Annotated in this window: 20 protein-coding genes and 1 pseudogene; 10 read left to right on the top strand and 11 right to left on the bottom strand. The window is 72.9% G+C overall.

What is annotated here, in order from left to right; genetic code table 11:
• Window positions 1-26: 26 nt before the first annotated feature.
• Window positions 27-1,562 carry a gamma-aminobutyraldehyde dehydrogenase gene (locus tag ACGFZN_RS29805; protein ID WP_393861550.1) on the bottom strand — a complete coding sequence of 512 codons (1,536 nt, stop codon included), beginning with the start codon at window positions 1,560-1,562 and terminating at the stop codon, window positions 27-29.
• A 209-nt stretch (window positions 1,563-1,771) separates the two neighbouring features.
• Between ACGFZN_RS29805 and ACGFZN_RS29800 the strand changes: the two genes are divergently transcribed.
• Entirely contained in the window at window positions 1,772-2,335 is a 564-nt protein-coding gene (locus ACGFZN_RS29800; protein WP_393861549.1) for an NADAR family protein, read from the top strand.
• A 39-nt stretch (window positions 2,336-2,374) separates the two neighbouring features.
• Here ACGFZN_RS29800 and ACGFZN_RS29795 read toward each other — a convergent pair whose 3' ends face one another.
• Entirely contained in the window at window positions 2,375-3,211 is an 837-nt protein-coding gene (locus ACGFZN_RS29795) for a DUF4190 domain-containing protein (protein WP_393861548.1), read from the bottom strand.
• 99 nt (window positions 3,212-3,310) lie between these two features.
• Between ACGFZN_RS29795 and ACGFZN_RS29790 the strand changes: the two are divergent.
• Window positions 3,311-4,439, top strand: a pseudogene (locus ACGFZN_RS29790) (adenosine deaminase).
• A 20-nt stretch (window positions 4,440-4,459) separates the two neighbouring features.
• Complete coding sequence (locus ACGFZN_RS29785; RefSeq protein ID WP_393861547.1) at window positions 4,460-5,188, top strand: glycerophosphodiester phosphodiesterase; 729 nt, start codon at window positions 4,460-4,462, stop codon at window positions 5,186-5,188.
• Between the two features lie 16 nt (window positions 5,189-5,204).
• Here ACGFZN_RS29785 and ACGFZN_RS29780 read toward each other — a convergent pair whose 3' ends face one another.
• Together ACGFZN_RS29780 and ACGFZN_RS29775 are read right to left on the bottom strand one after the other, a co-directional pair.
• The gene (locus tag ACGFZN_RS29780) at window positions 5,205-5,732 is read right to left on the bottom strand and encodes a hypothetical protein (protein ID WP_393861546.1); all 528 of its coding nucleotides are present in this window, start codon (window positions 5,730-5,732) and stop codon (window positions 5,205-5,207) included.
• A 49-nt stretch (window positions 5,733-5,781) separates the two neighbouring features.
• Complete coding sequence (locus ACGFZN_RS29775; RefSeq protein WP_393861545.1) at window positions 5,782-11,610, bottom strand: TIR domain-containing protein; 5,829 nt, start codon at window positions 11,608-11,610, stop codon at window positions 5,782-5,784.
• Window positions 11,611-11,711: 101 nt separating this feature from the next.
• Between ACGFZN_RS29775 and ACGFZN_RS29770 the strand changes: the two genes are divergently transcribed.
• Window positions 11,712-12,995: an SLC13 family permease gene (locus ACGFZN_RS29770; protein ID WP_393861544.1), complete on the top strand. Its 1,284-nt coding sequence runs from the start codon at window positions 11,712-11,714 to the stop codon at window positions 12,993-12,995.
• On the opposite strand, the gene ACGFZN_RS29765 is transcribed toward ACGFZN_RS29770, so the two are convergent.
• The 7 genes from ACGFZN_RS29765 to ACGFZN_RS29735 all read right to left on the bottom strand — a co-directional run bounded on the left by ACGFZN_RS29765 (window position 12,992) and on the right by ACGFZN_RS29735 (window position 18,435).
• Window positions 12,992-13,267, bottom strand: coding sequence for a DUF397 domain-containing protein (locus ACGFZN_RS29765; protein ID WP_393861543.1), 276 nt, complete (start codon window positions 13,265-13,267; stop codon window positions 12,992-12,994). The two genes, ACGFZN_RS29770 and ACGFZN_RS29765, sit on opposite strands and share 4 nt — an antisense overlap.
• The gene (locus tag ACGFZN_RS29760) at window positions 13,239-13,580 is read right to left on the bottom strand and encodes a Scr1 family TA system antitoxin-like transcriptional regulator (RefSeq protein WP_393861614.1); all 342 of its coding nucleotides are present in this window, start codon (window positions 13,578-13,580) and stop codon (window positions 13,239-13,241) included. The genes ACGFZN_RS29765 and ACGFZN_RS29760 overlap by 29 nt, the downstream gene beginning before the upstream one ends.
• A gap of 16 nt (window positions 13,581-13,596) precedes the next feature.
• Window positions 13,597-14,076 (bottom strand): Scr1 family TA system antitoxin-like transcriptional regulator, encoded by a 480-nt coding sequence (locus tag ACGFZN_RS29755; RefSeq protein ID WP_393861542.1) that lies wholly within the window; start codon window positions 14,074-14,076, stop codon window positions 13,597-13,599.
• A 150-nt stretch (window positions 14,077-14,226) separates the two neighbouring features.
• On the bottom strand, window positions 14,227-15,189 hold the full coding sequence (locus ACGFZN_RS29750; protein ID WP_393861541.1) for an inositol monophosphatase family protein: 963 nt from the start codon (window positions 15,187-15,189) through the stop codon (window positions 14,227-14,229).
• Window positions 15,173-15,829, bottom strand: coding sequence for a hypothetical protein (locus ACGFZN_RS29745; RefSeq protein ID WP_393861540.1), 657 nt, complete (start codon window positions 15,827-15,829; stop codon window positions 15,173-15,175). The genes ACGFZN_RS29750 and ACGFZN_RS29745 overlap by 17 nt, the downstream gene beginning before the upstream one ends.
• A 31-nt stretch (window positions 15,830-15,860) precedes the next feature.
• Window positions 15,861-16,817 (bottom strand): hypothetical protein, encoded by a 957-nt coding sequence (locus ACGFZN_RS29740; protein ID WP_393861539.1) that lies wholly within the window; start codon window positions 16,815-16,817, stop codon window positions 15,861-15,863.
• A 178-nt stretch (window positions 16,818-16,995) separates the two neighbouring features.
• Window positions 16,996-18,435, bottom strand: coding sequence for a gamma-aminobutyraldehyde dehydrogenase (locus tag ACGFZN_RS29735; protein ID WP_393861538.1), 1,440 nt, complete (start codon window positions 18,433-18,435; stop codon window positions 16,996-16,998).
• Window positions 18,436-18,606: 171 nt separating this feature from the next.
• Between ACGFZN_RS29735 and ACGFZN_RS29730 the strand changes: the two genes are divergently transcribed.
• The 6 genes from ACGFZN_RS29730 to ACGFZN_RS29705 all read left to right on the top strand — a co-directional run bounded on the left by ACGFZN_RS29730 (window position 18,607) and on the right by ACGFZN_RS29705 (window position 24,388).
• Entirely contained in the window at window positions 18,607-19,128 is a 522-nt protein-coding gene (locus ACGFZN_RS29730; RefSeq protein ID WP_393861537.1) for an Lrp/AsnC family transcriptional regulator, read from the top strand.
• Window positions 19,113-20,495 (top strand): aspartate aminotransferase family protein, encoded by a 1,383-nt coding sequence (locus ACGFZN_RS29725; protein WP_393861536.1) that lies wholly within the window; start codon window positions 19,113-19,115, stop codon window positions 20,493-20,495. The genes ACGFZN_RS29730 and ACGFZN_RS29725 overlap by 16 nt, the downstream gene beginning before the upstream one ends.
• A gap of 196 nt (window positions 20,496-20,691) precedes the next feature.
• Complete coding sequence (locus ACGFZN_RS29720) at window positions 20,692-21,438, top strand: ABC transporter ATP-binding protein (RefSeq protein ID WP_393861535.1); 747 nt, start codon at window positions 20,692-20,694, stop codon at window positions 21,436-21,438.
• The gene (locus tag ACGFZN_RS29715) at window positions 21,420-22,958 is read left to right on the top strand and encodes a hypothetical protein (RefSeq protein WP_393861534.1); all 1,539 of its coding nucleotides are present in this window, start codon (window positions 21,420-21,422) and stop codon (window positions 22,956-22,958) included. The genes ACGFZN_RS29720 and ACGFZN_RS29715 overlap by 19 nt, the downstream gene beginning before the upstream one ends.
• Before the next feature lie 111 nt (window positions 22,959-23,069).
• Window positions 23,070-23,483, top strand: coding sequence for a VOC family protein (locus ACGFZN_RS29710; protein ID WP_393861533.1), 414 nt, complete (start codon window positions 23,070-23,072; stop codon window positions 23,481-23,483).
• A gap of 209 nt (window positions 23,484-23,692) precedes the next feature.
• The gene (locus ACGFZN_RS29705) at window positions 23,693-24,388 is read left to right on the top strand and encodes an LAETG motif-containing sortase-dependent surface protein (protein ID WP_393861532.1); all 696 of its coding nucleotides are present in this window, start codon (window positions 23,693-23,695) and stop codon (window positions 24,386-24,388) included.
• The last annotated feature ends 54 nt before the right edge of the window (window positions 24,389-24,442 follow it).

Here is a 24,442-nt window from a genome sequence, read left to right as displayed (position 1 = left end):
GCCGGTTCCTGCGGTGTCCCCGGCTGTCACCGGTCCCCGAAGATCGTGCGGTGCCAGTCCTTCCGGGCGACCGCCGTATTGTCGAACATGACGTGCTTGACCTGCGTGTACTCCTCGAAGGAGTACGCCGACATGTCCTTGCCGAAGCCGGAGGCCTTGTAGCCGCCGTGCGGCATCTCGCTGATGATCGGGATGTGGTCGTTGATCCACACGCAGCCCGCCTTGATCTCGCGGGTGGCGCGGCCCGCGCGGTACACGTTCGTGCTCCACGCGGAGGCGGCCAGGCCGTACGGGGTGTCGTTGGCCAGCCGGATGCCCTCGTCGTCGGTGTCGAAGGGCAGGACGACCAGGACCGGGCCGAAGATCTCGGACTGGACGACCTCGCTGTCCTGGGCCGCGCCGGCGATCAGGGTCGGCCGGTAGTAGGCGCCCTTCTCAAGGTCGCCGCCCGGCGCCTCGCCGCCGGTCACCACGCGCGCGTAGGCACGCGCACGGTCCACGAAGCCGGCGACCCGGTCGCGCTGGGCGTGCGAGACGAGCGGTCCGAGGTCGGTGCCCGGGGCGAACGGATCGCCCAGCCGCACGGTCTCCATCAGCGCGGCGGTCCGCTCCACGAACGCGTCGTACAGCGGCCGTTGCACGTACGCGCGCGTGGCGGCCGTGCAGTCCTGCCCGGTGTTGATGAGCGCGCCCGCGACCGCGCCGTGGACGGCGGCCTCCAGGTCGGCGTCGTCGAAGACGACGAACGGCGCCTTGCCGCCCAGCTCCAGGTGCAGCCGCTTGACGGTGGCGGTGGCGACCTCGGCGACGCGCCTGCCGACGGCGGTGGACCCGGTGAAGGAGGTCATCGCGGCATCGGGGTGGCCGACCAGGTGCTCTCCCGCCTCCCTGCCGGTCCCGGTGACGACGTTGACGACGCCGTCGGGGATGCCGGCGTCCGTGGCGGCCTGGGCGAACAGCAGCGAGGTGAGCGGGGTGAGTTCGGCGGGCTTCAGCACGATGGTGTTGCCCGCGGCGATCGCCGGGAGGATCTTCCAGGCGGCCATCTGCAGGGGGTAGTTCCAGGGGGCGATCGACCCGACGACGCCGATCGGCTCGCGCCGTACGTACGACGTGTGGTCGCCGGAGTACTCACCGGCGGACTGCCCCTGCAGGTGCCGGGCGGCGCCCGCGAAGAAGGCGGTGTTGTCGATGGTGCCCGGCACGTCGAACTCGCGGCTGAGCTTGAGCGGCTTGCCGCACTGCAGGGACTCGGCGCGGGCGAGGTCCTCGGCGCGGTCGGCGAGCACGGCGGCGAACCGGTGCAGGGCGTCCGAGCGCTCGCCCGGGGTGAGCGAGGCCCAGCCCGGGAAGGCCTCGCGCGCGGCGGCGACGGCCGCGTCGACGTCGTCGGGGCCGGCCAGCTCGTAGGTGTACACCTCCTCGCCGGTGGCGGGGTCGACGACGGCGTGGGTACGGCCCGACGTGCCCTTGGCCGGCCGGCCCGCGATGAACTGCGCGCCGGCGGCGAACCGGTCCTCGGCGGGAAATCGTTCCGGGGTGGCAGTGCCCGGGTTGTGCATGTCGCTCTCCTCCGCCGTTCGCCCCGTCCCGGGGGGTGGGTGGCGTAGCTCCAGCTCGATTTGAGTGCCGATCCTGACAGAGCACAAGGACCTCAACAAGTGATTCCGTTGTTGCCTTTTGGTTACGCGACGGAATCTGTCGACCAGATGTCGAGTCGGGCCGGAAAAGGGGGGACGGAGTGTCAGTGGCGCGTGCCAGACTCGGCTGCATGGGGAAGATCGACGGGGTGGAAGCGCTGGTCAGCCGGGTCCGGGCGGGTCACCGGACCAGGTATCTGCACTTCTGGGGGCACCGGCCGAGACCGGACGGCACGATCGGCGCCAGCTGTCTGAGCCAGTGGTGGCCGTCCCCGTTCGTCGTCGACGGCGTCACGTACGCGACGGCGGAGCACTGGATGATGGCGGGCAAGGCGCGCCTGTTCGGCGACGCGGAGGCGGAGCGGCGGATCCTGGCCGCGGAGCACCCGGCTCAGGCCAAGAAGGCGGGGCGGCTGGTCCGGGACTTCGACGAGGCGGTCTGGGAGCGGGAGCGGTTCCGGATCGTCGTCGAGGGCAGCGTCCACAAGTTCGCGTCCGACGACGCGCTGCGCGGCTTCCTGCTGGGCACCGGCGACCGCGTCCTGGTGGAGGCGAGCCCCGTGGACCGCGTCTGGGGCATCGGCCTGGCGGCGACCGACGAGGCGGCGTCGGACCCCGAGCGGTGGAGAGGGCTGAACCTTCTGGGGTTCGCGTTGATGGAGGCGCGGGACAGGTTGAAGGAGGGCGCCGAATAAACCCCGAGACCTGGCGACCGGATGGGTCCGGGGATCCGGTCAGGAGGAGCCGGCCGCGATCAGTGCCGCGATGAAGACCAGCGCCAGGACGATGCCCCCCGCGCCGCAGATCAGGCCGGCCAGGGCCACGCCGGGGTTCGTCGCCTCGCCGCGGTTGGCCTTCGCGCGGCCCACCGCGCCGAAGATGATGCCCAGGATGCCCAGCACCAGGGAGATGGGCCACAGCAGGAAGAAGAGCACGCCCAGGATCCCGACCACCAGCGAGGCCGTGCCCATGCCGTTGCTCGGCATGGGCTGCACACCGGGCCAGCCGTAGGGACCGGCGTACGGCGGCTGGGGCCCGCCGGGGTAACCGTAGCCCGCGGGGCCCGGATAGCCGTACGGCACCCGGCCGGGGCCGTCGGGGGCGATGGGCGGCGGGGGAACGGGCTCCGGCCCCGCGTGCCGTGCGGCGGGCGGGATGTAGGAGACCGGCGGTGCGTACGGGCTCGCCGGCGCGACGGGCGGCGCGTAGGCGTGCGCCGTGGCGGCGGGCGGGGCGTACGGGTTGGCGGGGGCGGCCGGCGGGGCGTACGGGTTCGCCTGGGGCGGGGTGGCCGCCGGGGGTGCGAAGGGGTTCGCGGCCGGGGGCGCGGCATCGGCGGCCGGCGGGGCCCAGGCCGACGGCACGGCGTCGGAGGGCTCGTCCGGCGAGGACGGCAGCGAGGTCACCGTCTGCTGGTAGGGGGCGGACCCGTATCCGTCCCGGGCAGCGGCGCCCGGCCGGGCCTCGGGTATCGGGTCCTGGTGCTTGTCCAGGGAGACGCGGGGCGGGGCCTGGCCGTCGCCGGCGGGCCGGTGCTGCTGCGGCGTGGACTGCGGCACCTCGTCGGACATGGTGAAGGCCCCCCTCTGCTGGCTGTGCCGCCATGCTACGGGCAGGTCGGGAGGGTTCGGGGCAGGGGCCTACGATGATGCCGCGCAACCGATCAGCCGATCACCGCGCCCGCACCGCCACGGACACCGCTGTGCGGGCGCCCTTCCCGGGGAGGACCCCATGACCGACAGTTCCGTGCCCGCCGCCGGCACCGCCGACCGTGATCTGCGGACCTTCATCGCCGGACTGCCCAAGGCCGAACTGCACGTCCACCACGTCGGCTCCGCCTCCCCCCGCATCGTCTCCGAGCTGGCCGCCCGGCACCCCGACTCCAAGGTGCCGAGCGACCCCGAGGCCCTGGCCGACTTCTTCACCTTCACCGACTTCGCGCACTTCATCGACGTGTACCTGTCGGTCGTGGACCTGATCCGCACCCCGGAGGACGTCCGGCTGCTCACCTACGAGGTGGCCCGTGACCTGGCCCGGCAGCAGGTGCGGTACGCCGAGCTGACCATCACCCCCTTCTCCTCCACCCGCCGCGGCATCGACGAGCTGGCCTTCATGGCGGCGATCGAGGACGCCCGCAAGGCGGCCGAGGCCGAGTTCGGGACCGTGCTGCGCTGGTGCTTCGACATTCCGGGCGAGGCGGGGCTGGAGTCCGCCGAGGAGACGGCACGGCTGGCCACGGACGACCGGATCCGCCCGGAGGGGCTGGTGTCGTTCGGACTCGGCGGGCCGGAGATCGGCGTGCCCCGGCCGCAGTTCAAGCCGTACTTCGACCGGGCCGTCGCCGCCGGCCTGCACTCGGTGCCGCACGCCGGTGAGACGACCGGCCCCCAGACGGTGTGGGACGCGCTGACCGAGCTGCGCGCCGAGCGCATCGGGCACGGCACCAGCTCCGCGCAGGACGCCGGGCTGCTCGCGCACCTCGCCGAGCACCGCATCCCGCTGGAGGTGTGCCCGACGTCGAACATCGCCACCCGGGCGGTCCGCACCCTGGAGGAGCACCCGGTCCGGGAGTTCGTGAAGGCCGGCGTGCTGGTCACGATCAACTCCGACGACCCGCCGATGTTCGGCACCGACCTCAACAACGAGTACGCGGTCGCGGCCCGGCTGCTGGACCTGGACGAGCGGGGCCTCGCCGGCCTCGCCAGGAACGCGGTGGAGGCGTCCTTCCTGGACCCGGCCGGCAAGGCCCGGCTCACGGCGGAGATCGACGCGTACACCACGACCTGGCTCGCCTCCTGACGCACCCCACAATGGGGGGCATGCAGACCCTGACCGCCGTGGCCCACCGCGGCGACCCCTATCGCCTCCGTGAGAACACGCTCGCCTCGCTCCGCTCCGCGCTCGGCCGGGGCGCGGACGTGGTCGAGGTCGACGTCCGGCTGACCCGCGACGGCGTGCCCGTGCTGCTGCACGACGACACGCTGGAGCGGCTGTGGGGCGTCGGCCGGCCGCTGGCGGCGCTGTCCGCCGAGGAGGTGCGCGGGCTCACGGCGGGCGGGGTGCCGACGCTGGCGGAGGCGCTGGCCGCGACCGGCGAGAGCCGGGTGATGGTGGACCTGTGCGGTCGGGTCGAGCGGCGGACGGTGGACCGGGTCATGGACGTGGTCCGGCAGAGCGGGGCCGGGGAGCGGGTCTACTACTGCGCGGGCGCCGAGGCGATGCTGGCCGTCCGCGCCGCCGACCCGGCCGCCGAGATCGCCCTGACCCGCACGACGCTGGCCCCGCCCCGGCCCGTGCTGCTGGACGTGATCCGCCCGCGCTGGCTCAACTACCGCTTCTCCCTGGTGAGCCGGGAGCTGGCGGCCCGCGTCCACCGCGACGGCTACCTGCTGTCCGTGTGGACCCCGGACACCCGCCGCTCGATGGCCCGCCTGCTGGACCTGGGCGTCGACTCGATCACCACCAACCGGATCGACACCCTGCACGCCCTGCGCGACGGCGACGGCGGCGGGCGCCGCCGGGGCCGGGCCCGGTCCTCGGGGCGGTGAGGTCCGCGCGGCAGCGCTACGCCCGCGCCTGAGCCGCGCCGGCCACCGCGGGCGTGAGCGCCTCCAGCCGCTTGATCTTCTTGCGTACGACGTACAGCGGGACCACGCCGAACACGCCGAAGGACATGTCGATCAGGCTCCACCAGAAGGGAATTCCGCGGATCGGCCCGCAGATCAGGACGAGCGGGACGATGCCGGCGCAGGCGATCATGCCGAACTCGACGACCCAGACGTTGCGGACGGGGTCGCGGTACGGCCCGTAGAAGGCGACGGCGATGACGAGGTGGGCGAAGGCCAGCCAGTCGGTGCCGTAGAGGACGAACGGGTACCGGGCGTCCACGGTGTCCAGACCGTCGCGCACCCGTGCGATCCAGGCCGCCAGGCCGGGCAGGTGGTCCGGCACGGAGAGCCACCTCAGCGCGCTGTCGGTCCAGCGCAGTTCGTGCACCAGGGGGAAGGCGGTGGCCCCGCTGAGGGCGAGGCACACCACGAAGAAGACCAGCCAGACGCGAATGCCCTTGAGCAGGGCGGCTCTGTCGCTCATGACAGGAGCGTACGCCTGTATTTGAACGCGTTCAAAACCACCCCCTGCCCTACCCCAGCGGCTCGTCCGGCGGCACCTGCCGCACCCCCGGCAGCCGGCCGTCCAACTCCCCCGGTTCGAAGCGGCACATGCCCACCGCGTGCCAGAACTCGCCGGTGACGTCACCTTCGTACTTGTAGCCGCCGGACGGGGACAGCGCGGCCCAGCCGCCGGGCATGCCGACCAGGGTGACCTTGAGGGCGGGCGCGGCGTCGGCGGGCACGTTCCACAGCCGTACCGTGCCGTCCTCGCCGCCGCCGGCCAGCAGGGAGCCGTCGGGGCTGAAGGCCACGGCCAGGACCCGGCCGGTGTGGCCGGTCAGCACGGCCGTCTGCTCGCCGGTGAGGGCGTTCCAGAGGCGGACGGTGCGGTCGTCGCCCGCCGTCGCCAGCAGGGGCCGCGACGGATGCACCGCCGCCGTCCAGAGCTTGCCGGTGTGGCCGGTGAGCCGGTGGACGCTCTCGCCGTCCTTCCAGATCACCGCCATGCCGTCCCAGGAGGCGCTGGCCAGCCAGGAGCCGTCGGGGGCGAAGCCCACGGCGTACACCCGGTCGGTGTGGCCGTCGAGGACGTCCGTGATCCGGCCCTCCGCCACGTCCCAGATCCGCACCCTGCGGTCGTCGCAGCCGGTGGCCAGGACCGCGCCGTCGGCCCGGAATGCGATCGCGCGGACCCGCCCGAAGTGCTCGGTGACGGTGGCCACATGGGCGCCGGTGGTCCGGTACCACAGCCGTACGGTGTCGTCGTCGTTGGCGGTGGCGAGGAGTTCGCCGTCGGCGCTGAACGCCTCCGCCCACACATGGTCGGTCTCCACGTCGAGCGCGCGCTGGTACTCGCCGGTGGCCGCGTTCCACAGGTAGATGTCGCCGTCGCTGCTCGCGGTGGCCAGCAGGGACCCGGCGGGGCCGAACGCCGCGGACACCAGGCGGTCGCTGTGGCCGGTCAGTTCGCGCAGCCGGCGGCCGGAGGCGGCGTGCCACACCCGGACGACGCCGTCGTTGCCGCCGGCCGCGAGCATCGAGCCGTCGGCGCTGAAGGAGAGGCTGCCGATGCGCCGCCCGTGGCCGCGCAGGATGCGCCGGCCCTGCCCGGTGGCGGGGTCCCACAGCCGTACGACGCCGTCGTTGCCGCCGGTGACCAGCAGGGCGCCGGGTCCCTGGGCGGGCGTGTCGCCGTGCGGACGGAACTTGCACACCCAGACCGAGCCGCGGTGCTCGGCGGGCTGCCGGTTCAGCGGCGTGGCGACCGGGTCGGCCGCGGGGTCGATCCGCCACAGCCGGACCACCCCGGCGCTGTCCCCGGCGGCCAGCAGGGTCCCGTCGGGGTCGAACAGCACCTGGTAGACGGCCCCGCGGCAGCCGCCGAGCAGCCCGGCGCCGCGCCCGCCGGCCAGGTCCCACAGCCGTACCTCCCCCTCGGTGTCGCCGGTGGCCAGGAGGGCGCCGCCGGGGTGGAAGTCCAGGGTGTAGACGCGGCCGGAGTGTCCGGTGAACTCGTGCAGGGGGCGTCCGGTCGCCAGGTCCCACAGCCGCACGGCCCCGCCCTGCCGGCCGTCGCCCCGGTCGGCGGTGACCAGCAGGGCGCCGTCCGGGCTGAACCGCGCCCGGAACACCGCGCCCTGGTGCCCGGGGAGTTCCCCGGCCGGCTGCCCGGTGCGCAGGTCCCACAGGCGTACGGCGGCCGAGGCGTCGCCGGTGACCAGGGTGGCGTTGCCCGGTGCGAACGCCACGGTGTAGACGGGCGCGGTGTGGCCGGGCAGCCGGTGCAGGGCGGTGCCCGAGGCGGTGTCCCAGACGGTGACCACGCCGTCGGCGTCGCCGGTGGCCATGAGCGAGCCCTCGGCGTCGAGGACGAGCGGCCAGACGCCGCTGCCGTGGATCTCCAGCCGGTGCAGACAGCGGCCGGAGACCGGGTCCCACAGACGTACCGTGCCGTCGGAGCTGCCGGTGGCCAGGACGCGGCCGCGGAACTTCACGGCGTAGACCCGGCCGGTGTGGCCCTGGAGGGTGCGCAGCGGGGTGCCGGTGGCGGCCTCGCAGACCAGGACGCCGCCGTCCTCGCTGCCCACGCCGAGGAGTTCGCCGTCGGGGCTGTAGGAGATGGGTTCGGGCAGCCGGCTGGTCCGCATGTCGAAGCCGTACGGCACACCGACCGCGGAGGGCCGGAAGCCGGCGTCGACCGCCATGCCGGGCGCGATCGCGGCGGTGGCCAGCTCGGGGCGGCCGGCCAGCGGCCCGGTGGTCGCCGAGATCAGCGCCGCCCGCCGCCACCGGCTGCCGTCCACCCGGGCGCCGGTCAGGTCGGCGCGGATCAGCCGGGCGCGCCGCAGGTCGGCGCCGCGCAGGTCGGCGCCGGTGAGGTCGGCGCCGTCGAGCCGGGCGCCGGTCAGCCGGGCGCCGCGCAGGACGGCGCCGGAGAGGTCGGCGCCGATCAGCCGGGCGTCGGTGAGGTCGGCGCGGGTCAGGTCGACGCCGGAGAAGTCGCGGTGGGACAGGTCCTCCCCGGCGAGGGCCGCGCCGCGCAGATCGGTGTGGGCGGGCACGCGCAGCCGGCTGAGGATCTTCACGGCGTTGGCGTGGGCGGCGTCCGGCGCGGCGTCGCCGGAGGTGCGGGACAGCTCCCGTTCGGCCCAGGCCTGGCAGAGGCGGTGGTCGGCGAGGTCGCACAGGAACTCGACGGCGAGCTGCCCGAGTTGGCGGCGCTCGAGCAGGGTGCTGTCGCCGCGGGTGATCCGGCGGGCGCACTCCCGGGCGACCAGCCACTCCACCACCGAGCCGTGGATGAACCGGAACACCCCGTCGTCGCTGCGCACCAGCAGGCTGCCGGAGCCGATGGCGTGCGCGGTCTGCGGCACCGACAGCCGGGCGTCCGCGAGCCCGGTCAGGGTCTCGGCGACGTCGGTCAGCTCGTCCAGGCGCAGCGAGTCCTGGCCGCTCTCCCACAGGCGCAGGGCGAGCGCGGTGACCGCGTCCCACAGCTGGTCCACGGAGAGTCCGGGCGCCCGGCCGGGGCTGCCGCCGCCGCGCTGCGCCTCGAAGCCCAGCCAGGCGCCGAGCACCTCCTCGTACAGCCCGGCGGGGCTGAGGGCGCGCCCGGCGCCGGCGACCGCGCGCAGCCGGTCGTCGTCGAGGTCGGCGACGAAGCCGAGCAGCCGGGGGTTGCGGCACAGGGCGAGCAGGTCGGGGATGGCGTCGAGCAGCCGCAGCCGGTGGTCGGCGGCGCGTTCGTCGCCGTCGTAGCGGTTGACCAGGTAGGCGCGTATCTGCTGCGGGGTGAACTCCCGCACGGCCAGCACCCGGCGGTGCGGGAGCAGGCCGACGCGTTCGCCGAGCGCGGTGAGCACCTGGCCCTGGGAGCGGAAGTGCTGGGTGCGGCTGGAGACCACGACCTTGGCGCTGTCCACGGCGGAGTCCAGCAGCACCTGGAGGCGTTCGGCGGCGCGGTCGTACGTCACCTGGTTGACGAGTTCGTCGAAGCCGTCGAAGAGCAGCACGATCCGGCCCTGCTGGAGCATGTACCGGAAGGCCCGCAGGTCGATGTTGTCGACGCCGTGCGCGGCGAGGTGCGCGGCGACCAGGCCCTCGAAGGAGTAGGCCCGGTCCAGCGCGTGCAGTTCGATCAGCAGCGGCACGAGGTGCGGCAGTTCGGCCGGGATCCGGCGGGCCAGCTCGCGCAGCGCGAAGGTCTTGCCGTGCCCGAAGTCGCCGAGCAGCAGCAGGAAGCGCCCCTGGTCGGAGTCGAGCAGGCGCAGCATCTCGTCCACGAGCCCGTCGCGGTCCTCGGCGTCGAGGCGCTCCACCTCCCGGTAGCGCTGCGGCAGGTACATGCCCGGGGGGTAGCGGGGGTCGGTGCGCAGCCGCTCGGTCTGCCCGGCGACGTAGCCGCGCAGGTCGAGCAGTCCCTGGAACTCGGTGAAGCTGCGCACCCGGACGCCCAGGCGGCGGGCCGCGTCGCGCAGTTCGCGGGCGGGCGGCGGGCCGTCGTGGACGAGTTCGGCCTCCGCCTGGGCGTCGGCGGCGTGCACCAGGGCCGCGAACCGGTCGACGTCCTGCGCGGCCGGGGTGCCGATGTGGACCGCCACCCGCTGCTGCCGCACGAAGCCCGACTGGCTCCAGGTGACGAGGAGTTGGGGCACCGGCCCGTCGACCCGGCGGAGCTGGGCGCCCTCGTGCCGGGTGCGGCAGACCTCCGCGACCCGGGCGAGCAGGATCTCGGCGGGGGTCTGCACGGCGCGCGGCTCGGGCTCGGGTGCGGGTGCGGGCGTGCCGGCGCGGTCGTCGGCGGGCGCGGCCCCGGGCCCGAAGGCCCGGTCGGCCCGCCGCCACCGGACGGGCCGCCGCTGCGGCTCGCCCGGCCCCTGCCAGACGGCCAGTCCGTCGCGTCCGATCCGCACCAGCTGGTGTCCGCCGGGCCGCCCGGCGCCGAGCAGCGGCACCTCGCCGGAGCCGGTGGCCAGGGCGGCCGGCGTGCCGGGGCCGGACGGGCCGTGCAGCAGCAGGTGCAGCCGGGGCGCGGTCAGCCGGGCCAGCACGTCGGTGTCGCGCAGCGGCCCGGCGCCGTCGGCGGCGGCCGCACCGGGGCGCCGTACGCCGGGGGCGGCCGCGCGGGCGGCGCCGGGCGAGTGCCGTACGACCCCGATCCGCAGCCACTCCTCGGTCTCGTGGGGTCGCAGCGCCTGCGCGAACCAGGCCGCCTGCTCGCGCCCGATCAGCCCGTACTGGTCGTCGGGCCGGTGGCTGTAGGCCATGGACGAGTTCAGGCCCGCGACCACGGTGTGCAGCTCGGGCACGGGGAACAGGCTCCACGGCTGATCGCTGTCGAAGACGAGGTCGAGCCCCTGGTACAGCTCCCGGAACAGCCCGGCGAAGTGCCGCCACTTGGGCCAGTACGGCGGCCGGGGCGGCATCTCGTCGGCCTCGCAGGTGCTGAAGTAGGCCCGGCAGGCGGCATGGTTGACGTCCTGGCCGCCGGGGACCAGGACGACCCGGTGCGGTTCGAGTCCGAGCAGGGCCCGCAGCCCGGTGAGGAAGGCGAGGGCCTGCTCGAACTCGCGCCGGCTGCCGGAGGCGGTGAGGTCCCCGGTGACGACGAGCAGGTCGGGCGCGGGCGCCCCGGCGTCGGCCAGCTCGACCAGGTCGCCCCAGATCGCGGCCTGTAACTCGGCGGGGTCCTGGCCCCGGCCGAAGGCGGGCCCGGCGAGCTGGAGCACGGTGACCGCGTCCCGTTCCCCGTCCGCTCCTGACGCCCGCGGATACGCCGGCGCCGCCGCGGGTCTGCGCCGCCCGGCCCACCCGGTGCCGCCGAGCGGGCGTCCCGGGCTCGGCGGGGGCGGGGCCGAGGCCGGCGGATGCCCGTTCGCGCCGCCGGGGTAACCGGGCGGCAGACTGGGCCGGGCCCGCCCGTCGAGGGCCTGCCGGACCCGGGCGAGCAGCAGGTCCCGGGCCGCCACCGGGTCGGTGACCGGCACCAGGTCCACGTAGGTGATGGTGGCGAGCAGGCCCTCCACCGGGATGTCCTCGACCCGCACGGTGATCAGCCGCCGCTCCGGCGCGTCCGGATCGGCGCGAAGGGCGGCCTGCCACTCCATCCGCCCGTACCGGGACCGCTCGTAGTTCCGCGAGAGTACGGCGATGACGGCGGCGGACTCGCTCACGCCCCGGTCCATGAAGTCCACGAAGTTCGTGCCGGGCACGAAGTCCCAGGCCTGCAGCACCGTGCGGTACCCGGCCTCCTCCAGCGTCCAGGCGATCCAGGACGCCCAGCGCTCGTCCGCGGGCGAGTAGCTGACGAAGAAATCCAATGGCCCGGTGTCCCCCGGGGCGATCTGACGAGCCACCATGTATTCATGATGCCGTGAGAAGACAGGCCGATACCGGTCGTTTCCAGGCGTTCGACGGTGCCCTGGTCACAGCGGCGCACAAACGTGCGACCCTTCCCTCCGTGCGTGCCTTACTGCTGCGTCTGCATGTCCTCGACCGGGTGGCGATCGGTCTGCTGGCCACCGGACTGTTGTGCGTGGCGACGGGGTTGCTGCCGCAGGACTCCGCGTCCGACGCGATGACACGCATCGCCCCGCTGCTGGCGTTCCTCGGCACGGTGATCGTGCTGGCCGAACTGACCAGCCGGGCCGAGGTGTTCGACGTGGTGGCGGCGCGGGTCGCGCGGGCGGGCCGGGGCAGCTATCCGGCGCTGTTCCTGCTGTGCGTGGCCTTCGCCGCGGTCACCACCATCACCCTGAACCTGGACACCACGGCCGTCCTGCTGACCCCGGTGATGCTGGCGCTCGCCTCCCGGGTGGGCATCGCGCCGGTGCCGCTGGCCATGACGACGGTATGGCTGGCCAACACGGCGAGCCTTCTGCTCCCGGTGTCCAACCTGACCAACCTGCTGGCCGCCAACCGGGTCGCGCTGTCCCCGCTGGGTCTCGCGGGACGGATGTGGGCCCCGCAACTCGCCGCGCTCGCCGTGACGATGGCTTGTTTGTGGCTGTTCTTCTGGCGCCGGGGACGGCGAGGGGGGCCTGTTGTGGACGGGTCCGGCCTGATGGAGGCCGTGGAGGTCTCGGGCCCGGGCGCGGCCCGTGTGACGGACGTGCGGGTGGACGCCACCGACCGCTACGTCCCCCCGGCCGTCCACCGCCCCGCCGACGCCGTCCTGTTCCGCGCCTGCGCGCTGGCCTGCGGCGGCTTCCTGCTCGCCATCCTGGTGGCCGACGTCCCCCTGTGGATGGCGTCCGGCACGGCGGCACTCATCGCCGTGGCGGCCTTCGCCCTGCGGCAGCGGTCCGCACTGAGCCTGTCCCTCGTCCCCTGGCGGCTGCTGGTGATGGTGCCGGGCATGTTCCTCGTGGTCGAGACGTTCGACGCGCACGGGCTGCACCACCTGCTCGCCTCGGCGGTCGGCACCGACGGCGGCACGCTCGGCCTGTTCCGCGCGGCGGCGGTCGGCGGCGGCCTGTCCAACGCGCTGAACAACCTGCCGGTGTACCTGGCCGGCGAGGCGGCGGTCCCGGTCGGCAACCACGACCAGCTGCTGGCCCTGCTGATCGGCACCAACGCCGGCCCGGTGATCACCCCTTGGGCGTCCCTGGCCACGCTGCTGTGGTACGAGCGCTGCCACGCCTACGGCGTCCGGGTGCCGGTCCCCCGCCTGATGGGCACCGGCGCGGTGCTGGCCGTGTGCGCGGTGGGGGCGGCGGTGGCTGCGCTGGCCTTGACGCGCTAGCTGTCCTTCAGCGCACCGACGAACGCCGCCCAGGCCGACGCCGAGAACACGACGGCGGGCCCGGCGGGGTTCTTGCTGTCACGCACAGGGACGTGGGTGGGGGCGGGGGTGTCGTCGACTTCGAGGCAGTTGCCGCCGCTCTCACCGCTGTAGCTCGACTTACGCCAGACGGTGACTTCGAGGCAGTTGTCGCTGCTGCCTCCGCTATAACTGGACTTGCGCCAGCCCGAAAGCGCCGACGCGTCAGGGATGATCGGCTCGCTGCGCTTCATGTTCGTAATCCTCCGCGACGGACCTCAGCAGGCCCATGGTCTTACGGTGCGACAAGGCGTCACCCAGAGCTTGATCGTAGAGCTCCTGACACCCTCGCACCACGGACGGAATTTCGAGGAGACGGCCGCTGTTCACGCCTTCCGCGTATGCGATGGGCGGCATGTCCTCGAACCACATGAGGGAGAGGAAACCTGCCTGGAGGGCATGGGCACCCGCTGAATAAGGGAGCACATGCACGCGGATACGACGGCTCTCCCCCAACTCCGCGATGTGCCGGAGCTGCTCGCACATCACAGCCGGCCCTCCGACCACACGCCGCAGCACCGCTTCATCCAGGAGGAAGCAGACCTCGGGCGTGGAAGTTGCTGAGGATGCCCGCTCGATCTAGGCGCGTGGTCACCAACTTGTCGCGGTCCTCGTCACTTTGGCGCGGGTAGCCGGTGCCGAGCACTTCGTACGCGTACCGCTTCGTCTGCAGGAGACCTGGCACGAGGCTTGGGGCGTACTCCTTGATGACCGTCGCCTTGCCCTCGAACTCCAGTGCCTCCGCGAAGTGCTCCGCCACCTTCCTGCCGTCCAGCGTCGGCAGGAACCGCTCGAAGAACCCATCCCCGCCCAGCTCCCGGTCGAGCCGTCGCGCGTCCTCCACATCCGGCCTCCGCCGCCCCGCCTCGATATGGGCGATGTGCGTGCGGGCCATCACGACACGTTGGCTCAGCTCCTCCTGCGTGAGCCCGGCAAACTCCCTCCGCCGCTTGAGTTCCTCCCCGTACCGCACCCGCGAGATCGGGTTGTCCTCGATGGCCACGCCTCAACTCCCCCTTGTGCAGACTCCCTCGTCACTCTCGGTCATCTTCCGAAGCTACCCGCCCTCACATCACTCTGTGCATGAATCGCCACGGAAAGTGAAAGGCACTGCACATGCAGGACGAGGAAGACGGTTACGTGAGGGTGTTTCTCACGCTGAGGGTGTCCCGGGACGGCGGGCGGACGTGGGGGCCCAGGGTGACGTACCGGCCGCCGAAGAACGCCGCGCCGCTGGATCTGTCGGGGCGGTTCCCGCCGTGCGCGTGTCCGCGGTGCCGGGAGAGAAAGGGCTGACGAGGTCCAGCAGGTGCGGGAGGAGTTCGGGGCGCCCGGCGACGAAGGAACGCCCCGTGTCGGGGCCGCCGAAGCCGCCGCCGAACTCCGTGCCGTCGAGGCGCCGTAGAGAAACGCCGGCCTCGCGGGCGAGAAGCGCGCCGGCCGGCAGATCGACGGCCTCGGCGCGGTAGCCGACGAAGCCGTCGATGTCGCCCCGGGCCAGCATCGCCCAGGCGACCAGCGGAGCCCAGAGCTGGAGCAGGCGCCGGGAGCGGAGTTCGAGGGTGTGCCGCAGGGAGCAGGCCACGGGGTCGTCGCGGGAGACGGCGTGACCCTGGGTCCAGGCGAGCAGGGGCCCGGCGGCGGACAGCGGGCGGGGAGCCGCGGGGGACGTGAGCCGTCCCGCGGGACCGTGCGCCCCGCCGCCCCGCCGCGCGGACCACGTACGCCCGGTCATCGGATCGTGGACGACGCCCACCACCGGCGCGTCGTCGACGCACAGGGCGATGCCGACGACGTACACGGCGAGCCCGATGACCACGTTGTTGCTGCCGTCGAGGGGGTCGATCAGCCAGGTGCGGCCGGAGCCTTCGCCGTCGCCGGGGAGTTCGCCGGACTCCTCGGCGAGGATCCGGTCGTGCGGGAAGCGCTCGCGGATCCGGCCGACCACCAGGCGCTCGGCGGCGACGTCCAGGTCGGTGACGACGTCGCCGCGTCGGCCCTTGGGGCGGGCGGCGAAGCCGTCGGGGAAACGGGACCGCAGCAGCGCCCCGGCCTCCTCGGCGGCGGCCACGGCCGCGGCGTGCTCGGAGGACCAGGCGTCAGGGTTCGGGCTCATGGATCCTCCTGAGGGCGGCGCGGGCGATGCGGGCGGTCTGGGTCGCGTCGCACGTCCGGCGGACCATGCGGTGCCCGGGTGCGGACGGCGGGCCCAGCGAGAGGTCCACCCGGCCGGGCAGGGTCCGTCCGAGGACCAGCGTGGCGGCGGGGCGGCCGTCCGGCACCACGCTGGTGTGGAACTCGCCCGCCGGAAGGGCGTAGCTCTGGCCGCGCACGCTGGTCTCCCGGGCGCCGGGCCGGCAGCGCACGAGCCGCTCGGTGGGCCGCAGTTCGTCCACGCCGGCCGGGTCGCTGAGCACCTCGAAGACGCGGTGGGTGGGGTCGGCGGCGGTGTCGTCGACGCGCACGCGCCGGTTGTCGAGCCGGCCGTACAGCACGGTGCTGGTCAAGTCCCAGCTGTGGCAGTGCACTTGGGGCGCAGAGGCGTCGGGTGGGGACTCGGGTGTGCCGAAGACGTGGACGCAGACGCCGTCGGGGCCGTCGCGCAGCACGGGCAGGCAGACGAACCCGAGCGGGTGGCGTACGGCGTGCAGGGTGCGGCGGCCCGAGACGATCCGGTCCAGTTCCGCCACGGCGTGCCGGATCAGCTCGGCGGTGGCGTGCCGCCGGGCGGCCCGTTCCAGGGCCGGGTAGTCCATGTTCCTTCCCCCCTTGGCCGGAACACGGCGCTCACCTGCGGTACGGGTTCTCCGCGCGCAGCGCCTTGTCGATGATGTCGCCGACGTCACGGTCGGTGAAGCTCGGCGGAAGCGGCAGTCCGAGCCGGTCGAGCAGGCGTCCGACCTCGTCCACGGTGGGTTCGTCGGCGAGCGGGACGGCCTCGCGCAGATCGAGCTTGACCGCCTGTTCCCGGCTCTGGTGCAGCTCGGTGACGTAGTAGTCGTAGAGCGGCCGGTCCCGCTCCACGTACAGGCCGACCCGGCTGGGGTCGTCCTGGGTGATGATCAGGCAGGTGTCCGAGAGGTCGAACCGCAGGGCCGGTGCGACGGAGGACAGGTGGACGTCGATCTCCAGGGTGTCCAGCCGCTGCCGGTGCCAGCTCGCGGCGACGACGGTGGCGTACGCCTCCTTGCGGGTGCGCTCCACGGTCCACGCGGCGAGGTCGCCGCCGGGGCCGAAGGTGCTGCGGAAGCGGGCGTAGGCGGCGCACACGGCGTCGTCGGCGGGGTTGATGATGTCGATCTTCATGCTGAGCGAGCGCCGCTGCCGCTGCGCCTCCAGCACGCACTCGGGCAGGGTGACGGCGCGCAGGTAGGTGCCGGTGCCGCCCTTGAACACCCAGCGGGTGGTGGTGCGCCGGGCCCGTTCGTGGGCGAGGGCGACCTCGGCGCCGGACAGGGTGCGCACCATCGCCAGGTTTTCGACGGCCCGGCTGGTCGCCGTGGTGGCGGTGCGGATGTCGGCCATCCGCCGGCGGCGCTCGGTGAGCGAGCCGTACACCAGCGCGGCGAGCACGAGCAGCGTGGCGCCGGAGACGATGTTGTCGTCCATGTTCTGGTTGAGGACGTCCATGAGCCCGACGACCACGGCGACGACGATCGCCACGATCCCGTCGGCGTTGCGGACCGCCCAGGCGATCCCGTTCTCCAGCCGGCGCCCGGCCCCCTGCGGCGAACTGCTCGTCACGTCCACCCTCCCCCGACGGTGGCTTCCATCGTAGGAGCAACGGGAGTTGGTCAGCCATGCGTCAATCGGCCGTAACCGGACGGGGGACGGCGGACGTCCGGCGGAACGACATGGCGCGGCCCCCGGACGGGAAGGTGGACCCGTCCGGGGGCCGCTCACTGCCTGCGGTCGCCGGTGTCTACTCGCCGAGCGACGTCATCACGTGCTTGATGCGCGTGTAATCCTCGAAGCCGTACGCCGACAGGTCCTTGCCGTAGCCGGACTTCTTGAAGCCGCCGTGCGGCATCTCGGCGACCAGCGGGATGTGGGTGTTGATCCACACGCAGCCGAAGTCGAGCTTCTTGGACATGCGCATCGCGCGGGCGTGGTCCTTGGTCCACACGGAGGAGGCGAGGGCGTACTCGACGCCGTTGGCCCACTCGACGGCCTGGTTCTCGTCGGAGAAGGACTGGACGGTGATGACCGGGCCGAAGACCTCCTTCTGGATGATCTCGTCGTCCTGCTTGACGCCGGAAACGACGGTCGGCGCGAAGAAGTAGCCCTTGTCGCCGACGCGCTTGCCGCCGGCCTCCACGCGCGCGTGAGCGGGCAGCCGCTCGATGAAGCCCTCGACCTGCTTGAGCTGGTTGGGGTTGTTCAGCGGGCCGAAGAGGACGTCCTCGTCGTCCGGCTGGCCGGTCTTGGTGTCCTCGGCGGCCTTCGCGAGCGCGGCCACGAACTCGTCGTGGATGGCCTCGTGGACCAGAACGCGGCAGGCCGCCGTACAGTCCTGGCCGGCGTTGAAGAAGCCCGCCACGGAGATGTCCTCGACGGCCTTGGCGATGTCGGTGTCCTCGAAGACGACGACCGGGGCCTTGCCGCCCAGCTCCAGGTGGACCCGCTTGAGGTCCTTCGACGCCGACTCGGCGACCGACATGCCGGCGCGGACCGAGCCGGTGATCGACGCCATGGCCGGGATGTCGTGCTCGACCATCAGGCGGCCGGTGTCACGGTCGCCGCAGATGACGTTGAAGACGCCCTTGGGCAGGATCGAGCCGATGATGTCGGCGATCAGGACGGTGGAGGCCGGGGTCGTGTCCGAGGGCTTGAGGACGACCGTGTTGCCCGCGGCGATCGCCGGGGCGAACTTCCACACCGCCATCATCATCGGGTAGTTCCAGGGCGCGACCTGCGCGCAGACGCCGACCGGCTCACGGCGGATGATCGAGGTCATCCCCTCCATGTACTCGCCGGCCGAGCGGCCCTCCAGCATCCGCGCCGCGCCCGCGAAGAAGCGGATCTGGTCGACCATCGGCGGGATCTCCTCGGAGCGGGTCAGCCCGACCGGCTTGCCCGTGTTCTCCACCTCGGCCGCGATCAGTTCCTCGGCGCGCTCCTCGAACGCGTCGGCGATCTTGAGGAGGGCCTTCTGGCGCTCGGCCGGGGTGGTGTCGCGCCAGGCCGGGAAGGCGCGGGCGGCGGCCTCCATCGCGGCGTCGACGTCCGCCTTGCCGGACAGCGGCGCGGTCGCGTACGCCTCGCCCGTCGCGGGGTTGACCACCTCGGTGGTCCGTCCGTCGGCGGCGTCCCGGAACTCACCGTCGATGTAGTTGCGCAGACGACGCAGCTCGGTGCTCACTGCCGGCCTCCTGATCTGGTTCTTTGCGTCCACTTGCTGAGACACCCCACCCTAGCCGCCAGCCCCACGTTTTCAACACCCCCGCGCCATCGACTTCTGCGAAATCCGCAAGACTGCGAGTCCCAGACAACGGATTTCATCGATCGGGGCTTGCGAAACTGACGAGACCTCGTGCACAGTGAGGTCGTGGCCAGTCGAAGCGCAGACCAGAGGGACTCCACCCGCGAGTCCAGGAACGGCAACAGCCCCCAGCTGGACGTCGTCTCCCTCGCCATCATCCAGCAGCTCCAGGAGGACGGCCGCAGGCCGTACGCCGCGATCGGCAAGGCCGTGGGCCTGTCCGAGGCGGCCGTGCGCCAGCGCGTCCAGAAGCTGCTGGACCAGGGCGTCATGCAGATCGTCGCCGTCACGGACCCGCTCACCGTGGGCTTCCGCCGGCAGGCGATGGTCGGCATCAACGTCGAGGGCGATGTCGAGTCGATCGCGGACGCGCTGACCGGCATGTCGGAAGTCGAGTACGTGGTGATGACCGCGGGCTCGTTCGACATCCTCGCCGAGATCGTCTGCGAGGACGACGACCACCTGCTGGACGTCATCAACAAACGCATCCGGGCCCTGCCCGGGGTGCGCTCCACCGAGAGCTTCGTCTACCTGAAGCTGAAGAAGCAGACCTACATGTGGGGAACCCGATAACCGTGACCCAGAAGGACCTCAGCCGCACCGCGTACGACCACTTGTGGATGCACTTCACCCGCATGTCCTCGTACGAGAACTCCCCCGTGCCGACCATCGTCCGGGGCGAGGGCACCTACATCTACGACGACAAGGGCAAGCGCTACCTCGACGGTCTCGCCGGTCTGTTCGTGGTCCAGGCCGGTCACGGCCGCACGGAGCTCGCCGAGACCGCCTTCAAGCAGGCCCAGGAGCTGGCCTTCTTCCCGGTGTGGTCGTACGCCCACCCGAAGGCCGTCGAGCTGGCCGAGCGCCTCGCCGACTACGCCCCCGGCGACCTGAACAAGGTGTTCTTCACCACCGGCGGCGGCGAGGCCGTCGAGACCGCCTGGAAGCTCGCCAAGCAGTACTTCAAGCTGGTCGGCAAGCCCACCAAGCACAAGGTGATCTCCCGCGCGGTCGCCTACCACGGCACCCCGCAGGGCGCCCTGTCCATCACCGGCCTGCCCGGCCTGAAGGCCCCCTTCGAGCCGCTGGTCCCCGGCGCGCACAAGGTGCCGAACACCAACATCTACCGCGCCCCGATCTTCGGCGACGACCCCGAGGCCTTCGGCCGCTGGGCCGCCGACCAGATCGAGCAGCAGATCCTCTTCGAGGGCCCGGAGACCGTCGCCGCGGTCTTCCTGGAGCCGGTGCAGAACGCCGGCGGCTGCTTCCCGCCGCCGCCCGGCTACTTCCAGCGCGTGCGCGAGATCTGCGACCAGTACGACGTGCTGCTCGTGTCGGACGAGGTCATCTGCGCCTTCGGCCGCCTCGGCACGATGTTCGCCTGCGACAAGTTCGGCTACGTCCCGGACATGATCACCTGCGCCAAGGGCATGACCTCGGGCTACTCCCCGATCGGCGCCTGCATCGTCTCCGACCGCCTCGCCGAGCCGTTCTACAAGGGCGACAACACCTTCCTGCACGGCTACACCTTCGGCGGCCACCCCGTGTCGGCCGCGGTGGGTCTCGCCAACCTCGACCTGTTCGAGCGCGAGAACCTCAACCAGCACGTGCTGGACAACGAGGGCGCCTTCCTGCAGACCCTGCAGAAGCTGCACGACCTGCCGATCGTCGGCGACGTCCGCGGCAACGGCTTCTTCTACGGCATCGAGCTGGTGAAGGACAAGAACACCAAGGAGTCCTTCAACGACGAGGAGACCGAGCGCGTCCTGTACGGCTTCCTCTCCAAGGCGCTGTACGACAACGGCCTGTACTGCCGTGCCGACGACCGCGGCGACCCGGTCGTCCAGCTCGCCCCGCCGCTGATCTCCGACCAGGGGACCTTCGACGAGATCGAGCAGATCCTGCGCGCGACGCTGACGGAGGCGTGGACCAAGCTCTGAGCCTGATTCATCCGATCAGCTGATCAGCACCGGCCCCGGTGCCGTCCGTTCGAGTGGGAACGGCGGCCCGGGGCCGTGTGCTGTCCGGCCTCCCCGGGACCGCTGCCTAGCGTGCCAGTGACCGATCGGCCCAGCCTTCGTTCCCCCGGACGAGGGACCGGAAGCGGGAAAACGGATCAGAACCGAGGTGTACGCCATGGAGGCCGAGGCCCCGCCGGACAACGACGTGCTCTGGGCACGCTCCCTGCACTTCACCCACCCCGACGGCTCCCCCGGACTCACCGGGGTCTCGCTCGGTGTGCGCGCGAGCGAGATCCTCGCCGTCACCGGCCCGCGCGGCAGCGGCAAGACGACCCTGCTGCGCTGCCTGTCCGGCCTGGTGCCGGTGCGCGAGGGCGAGGTGTGGTTCAACAGCTCCCCCCTGCACACCCTCGGCCCGATGCGCCGCGAGCGGCTGCGCCGGGAGCGGTTCGGCTGGATCGACACCCAGCCGGTCCTGGTGCCCGAGCTGAACGTCTGGGAGAACGCCGCGCTGCCCCTGATGCTGCGCGGCGCCGGCCGCCGCAGGGCCAAGGTCGCCGCGCTGGAGTGGCTTGAGCGCCTCGACGTCGGCGACAAGGCCCGCAGCCGCCCGCACGAGCTGCGGCAGGCCGAGCGCCAGCGGGTGGCCATCGCCCGGGCCCTGGCCACGACCCCCACGGTCCTCTTCGCCGACGAGCCCACGGCCCCGCTGCACCGGGCCGACCGCGCCCACGTGCTGCGCACCCTGACCACGGCCGCCCGCTCGCACGGCATCACGGTCGTCCTAGCCACCCACGACCCCGACACCGCCGCCCTCGCCGACAGCACCGTCTGCCTGCTGGACGGCCGGCGCGTCAGCACCGTGCACCTGCCCGAGACCCCCGAGACGGAAGGCCGGGCAGCGTGGTCGCTCTCCGTCTGACCCGTGCGGCCCGGCCCGCCGTCCAGCTGCGCCGGCTGCTGGTGACCGCGGCGTCGGCGGGCACCGGATTCCTCCTGCTGTCCTGCTTCGGCTACGCCCTGAACCACCCCGAGGCCGCGGACGCCGCTGCGCTGCGGCTCGCCTGGTGCACGGTGCCGCTCGCCGCCACGGTGTACTTCGCGCTCGCCGTCGCCCGCACCGACCCCGCCACCCGGCCGCGCACGGGACTGTCCGCGCTGGGCCTCGGCCCGGCCCGCATGATGGCGATCTCGGCGCTGACCACCGCCCTGTGCTGCACCCTGGGCTCGCTGCTGGCCCTGCTGGTCTTCCTCGATCTGCGCGGCGACCTCACCGGCGTGCCGTTCGACGGCGCCGCGGCGGACTTCCTGGCCGTGGACGCGCACCTGCCGGTGCCGGCCACCCTGACACTGCTGCTGCTGGTCCCGGCCGCCGCCTCGGCCACGGTGGCCCTCGCCCTGCGCCCCAGGGACCCGCGCCCCACCGCCCCGCTGCTGCGCAGATACGGCCGCTTCGGCGCGTACGGCTACGCGGCGGCCCGGGAGACGTTCGGGACGTACGGCAGGTTCGGGGCGCGGCTGCGGCCGGAGGCCGCACGCCCGCACGGCGAAGCCGGCGACGCCGGACAGTCCGCGGGCGGCCCCGCCACCGCGTCGACGGCGACGGCGGATGCCGACGGCGCCCCGGCAGCGGCGGGTGGTGCCACCGACGCCGGTCGCGCCGCCGCGGCGACAGGGACCATGGCTGCCGACCCCGCCCCGGCAGCCCCGCACGGAGTCGACGACCCCGGCCACGCCACGGCGACGGCAGGGGCCCCGGAGGCGGACGGCACCCCGGCGGCCTCGGACGCCGACGGCATCCGGCCGGCGCCGGGCGGCGATGCCCGGCCGGAGCCGCAGGCATCCGCCGCCGGCGGGACGCACGGCGCCCAGCCCCCCAAGGGCGCCCCCGCCGGCCTGCCCTGGGGCATCAGCCTCCTGGCCACCGGCCTCGCCGTCCAGGCCTACGGCGGTCACGCGGACATCGCCGTACTGCTCGGCCGGCTGCTGACCGCCGCCGGGCTCGTCCTCGCCGGGCCCGGCCTCACCCATCTGTGCGGCCTCCTGCTGCAGTCCACCCGCCCCGGCGCCCTCCGCCTGCTCGCCGGACGCGTCCTCATGGCGGAGGCCACCCGCATCGGCCGCCCCCTCGGCGTGGTGTGCGCGGTCGCCTCCGCCGGCTACGCGATGACCACGCTCCACGCCGGCTCGGCGCCCGCGTCCGGCCCGCTGGCCACCCTCGGCGCGCTGCTGGTGACCGGCTGCACCGTCGCCACCCTGCTCACCGCGGCCGTGGAGACCCGCCAGTGCCGGGCGGAGACGACGGCGGCGCTGCTCCGGCTCGGCGCGCCCGCCACGATGCTGCGCGCGGCGGCGGCCCTGCGCGCGGCGGCCCTGGTGGCCCTCTTCGGCCCGCTCACCCTGGCCGTCGCCGCCCTGGCGGCCCTCCCCGTGGAACGCTGACCGCCCGCCCGCGGAAAAAAGGCATCCGGCGACCGATGAGTTCTCCCGGGCCTCCCGGTCCAACCAACCGAACACACCGACGTACGGCGCGGAGCGCCCCGGGAGGACCCCATGTACCAGTACCGGCAGATGATCTTCGTGAACCTGGCCGTGAACGACCTCGACGCCTCGAAGAAGTTCTTCACGGAGCTGGGCTACACGATCAACCCCCAGTTCAGCGACGACAACGCCGCCTCCGTGGTGATCAGCGACACCATCGTCGCGATGCTGATGACCAAGCCGTTCTACGCGACCTTCACCAAGAAGGAGATCGCCGACGCCAGGACGACCAGCGAGGTGCTGATCGCGCTCAGCGCCGAGAGCCGCGAGAAGGTGGACGAACTGGTGGACAGGGCCCTCTCGCTGGGCGCCACGCCGAGCGGCGAGACCCAGGACCACGGCTTCATGTACGGCCGCTCCTTCGACGACCTCGACGGCCACTCCTGGGAGGTCGTCTGGATGGACCCGGCGATGGTGCGGGACTGACGCTCCGTCAGGCGGCTTGTCCACGCGGTCAAACGTATCTGCGGGTAATAAGCAGGTAAAGCCAACAGCCGTTGGCGGCCTATGCATTGACACTGCTTATGAAGCGCTTATAGACCTGTGAGTCTCTTGGGGGTGGTGGGGCACACATCTCGTCCGGTGCCCCAACTCCCCCTCAACCCCCCGCAGTTGCACACTGTAAAGGACAAGCGTTGTCCATAACTCACCGTGGCGCACGTCGTTCCGTGCGCATCCTGGGTGTCGCCTCCGCGTCGGCCGCGATCGTGCTGGGTGTCTCCGGCTCCGCGCTCGCCTGCCAGATCGGTGACTTCAAGGCCGAGGCCGGCTGCGCCGGTGACAAGGGCCAGATCGTCATCACCGACACCGACGGGTCCGGCACCAAGGCTCACATCACCGTCTTCGAGAAGAACGACGCCGTCGAGACCAAGGTCGCCGAGGCCGATGTGCAGGGCTCCGCCCAGGGCACGAAGACCCCCATCGACGTGGACTGGAAGGCCAAGACCACCTACAGCATCGAGGTCAAGGTCGACAGCGGCCGGTTCCACTTCGACCAGCGCATCAACCCCGACCTGACCACCCCGGCCGAGGCCTGCAAGAAGGAGGAGTCGCCGACCCCGACGGCCCCCTCGAAGCCGACGCCGAAGCCGTCGAAGTCCGCCCCTGCGGAGTCGGCCACCCCCACCCCGTCGGTCTCCGCGTCCAGCTCCGCCCCGGCGAGCGCGCCGAGCAACGCGCCCTCCCCGGCGGCCGGTGACTCCAACCTCGCCGAGACCGGTGCCAACTCCAACACCGGCCTGATCGCCGGCATCGCCGGTGCGCTGGTCGTCGTCGGCGGCGGCGCGGTCTACTTCGGCATGCGCCGTCGTGGAGCGCGCGGCAACGGCTGACGCCCCGCCCGCCGGCATCCGTACACCACCGCGGCCCGTCCCCCTATCCCCAGG

It is taken from the genome of Streptomyces sp. NPDC048192 (assembly GCF_043202415.1).
In the GTDB taxonomy this organism is placed as follows: domain Bacteria; phylum Actinomycetota; class Actinomycetes; order Streptomycetales; family Streptomycetaceae; genus Streptomyces.
Note: the sequence above shows the minus strand (reverse complement) of the source record. Positions and strands in the feature narration are given on the sequence as shown.

Excerpts from the sequence above, each read along its gene's own strand:
- ACGFZN_RS29805 (WP_393861550.1), bottom strand. The coding sequence starts at position 1,562 with ATGCACAACCCGGGCACTGCCACCCCGGAACGATTTCCCGCCGAGGAC.
- ACGFZN_RS29800 (WP_393861549.1), top strand. The coding sequence starts at position 1,772 with ATGGGGAAGATCGACGGGGTGGAAGCGCTGGTCAGCCGGGTCCGGGCG.
- ACGFZN_RS29795 (WP_393861548.1), bottom strand. The coding sequence starts at position 3,211 with ATGTCCGACGAGGTGCCGCAGTCCACGCCGCAGCAGCACCGGCCCGCC.
- ACGFZN_RS29785 (WP_393861547.1), top strand. The coding sequence starts at position 4,460 with ATGCAGACCCTGACCGCCGTGGCCCACCGCGGCGACCCCTATCGCCTC.
- ACGFZN_RS29780 (WP_393861546.1), bottom strand. The coding sequence starts at position 5,732 with ATGAGCGACAGAGCCGCCCTGCTCAAGGGCATTCGCGTCTGGCTGGTC.
- ACGFZN_RS29775 (WP_393861545.1), bottom strand. The coding sequence starts at position 11,610 with ATGGTGGCTCGTCAGATCGCCCCGGGGGACACCGGGCCATTGGATTTC.
- ACGFZN_RS29765 (WP_393861543.1), bottom strand. The coding sequence starts at position 13,267 with ATGAAGCGCAGCGAGCCGATCATCCCTGACGCGTCGGCGCTTTCGGGC.
- ACGFZN_RS29750 (WP_393861541.1), bottom strand. The coding sequence starts at position 15,189 with ATGAGCCCGAACCCTGACGCCTGGTCCTCCGAGCACGCCGCGGCCGTG.
- ACGFZN_RS29745 (WP_393861540.1), bottom strand. The coding sequence starts at position 15,829 with ATGGACTACCCGGCCCTGGAACGGGCCGCCCGGCGGCACGCCACCGCC.
- ACGFZN_RS29720 (WP_393861535.1), top strand. The coding sequence starts at position 20,692 with ATGGAGGCCGAGGCCCCGCCGGACAACGACGTGCTCTGGGCACGCTCC.
- ACGFZN_RS29710 (WP_393861533.1), top strand. The coding sequence starts at position 23,070 with ATGTACCAGTACCGGCAGATGATCTTCGTGAACCTGGCCGTGAACGAC.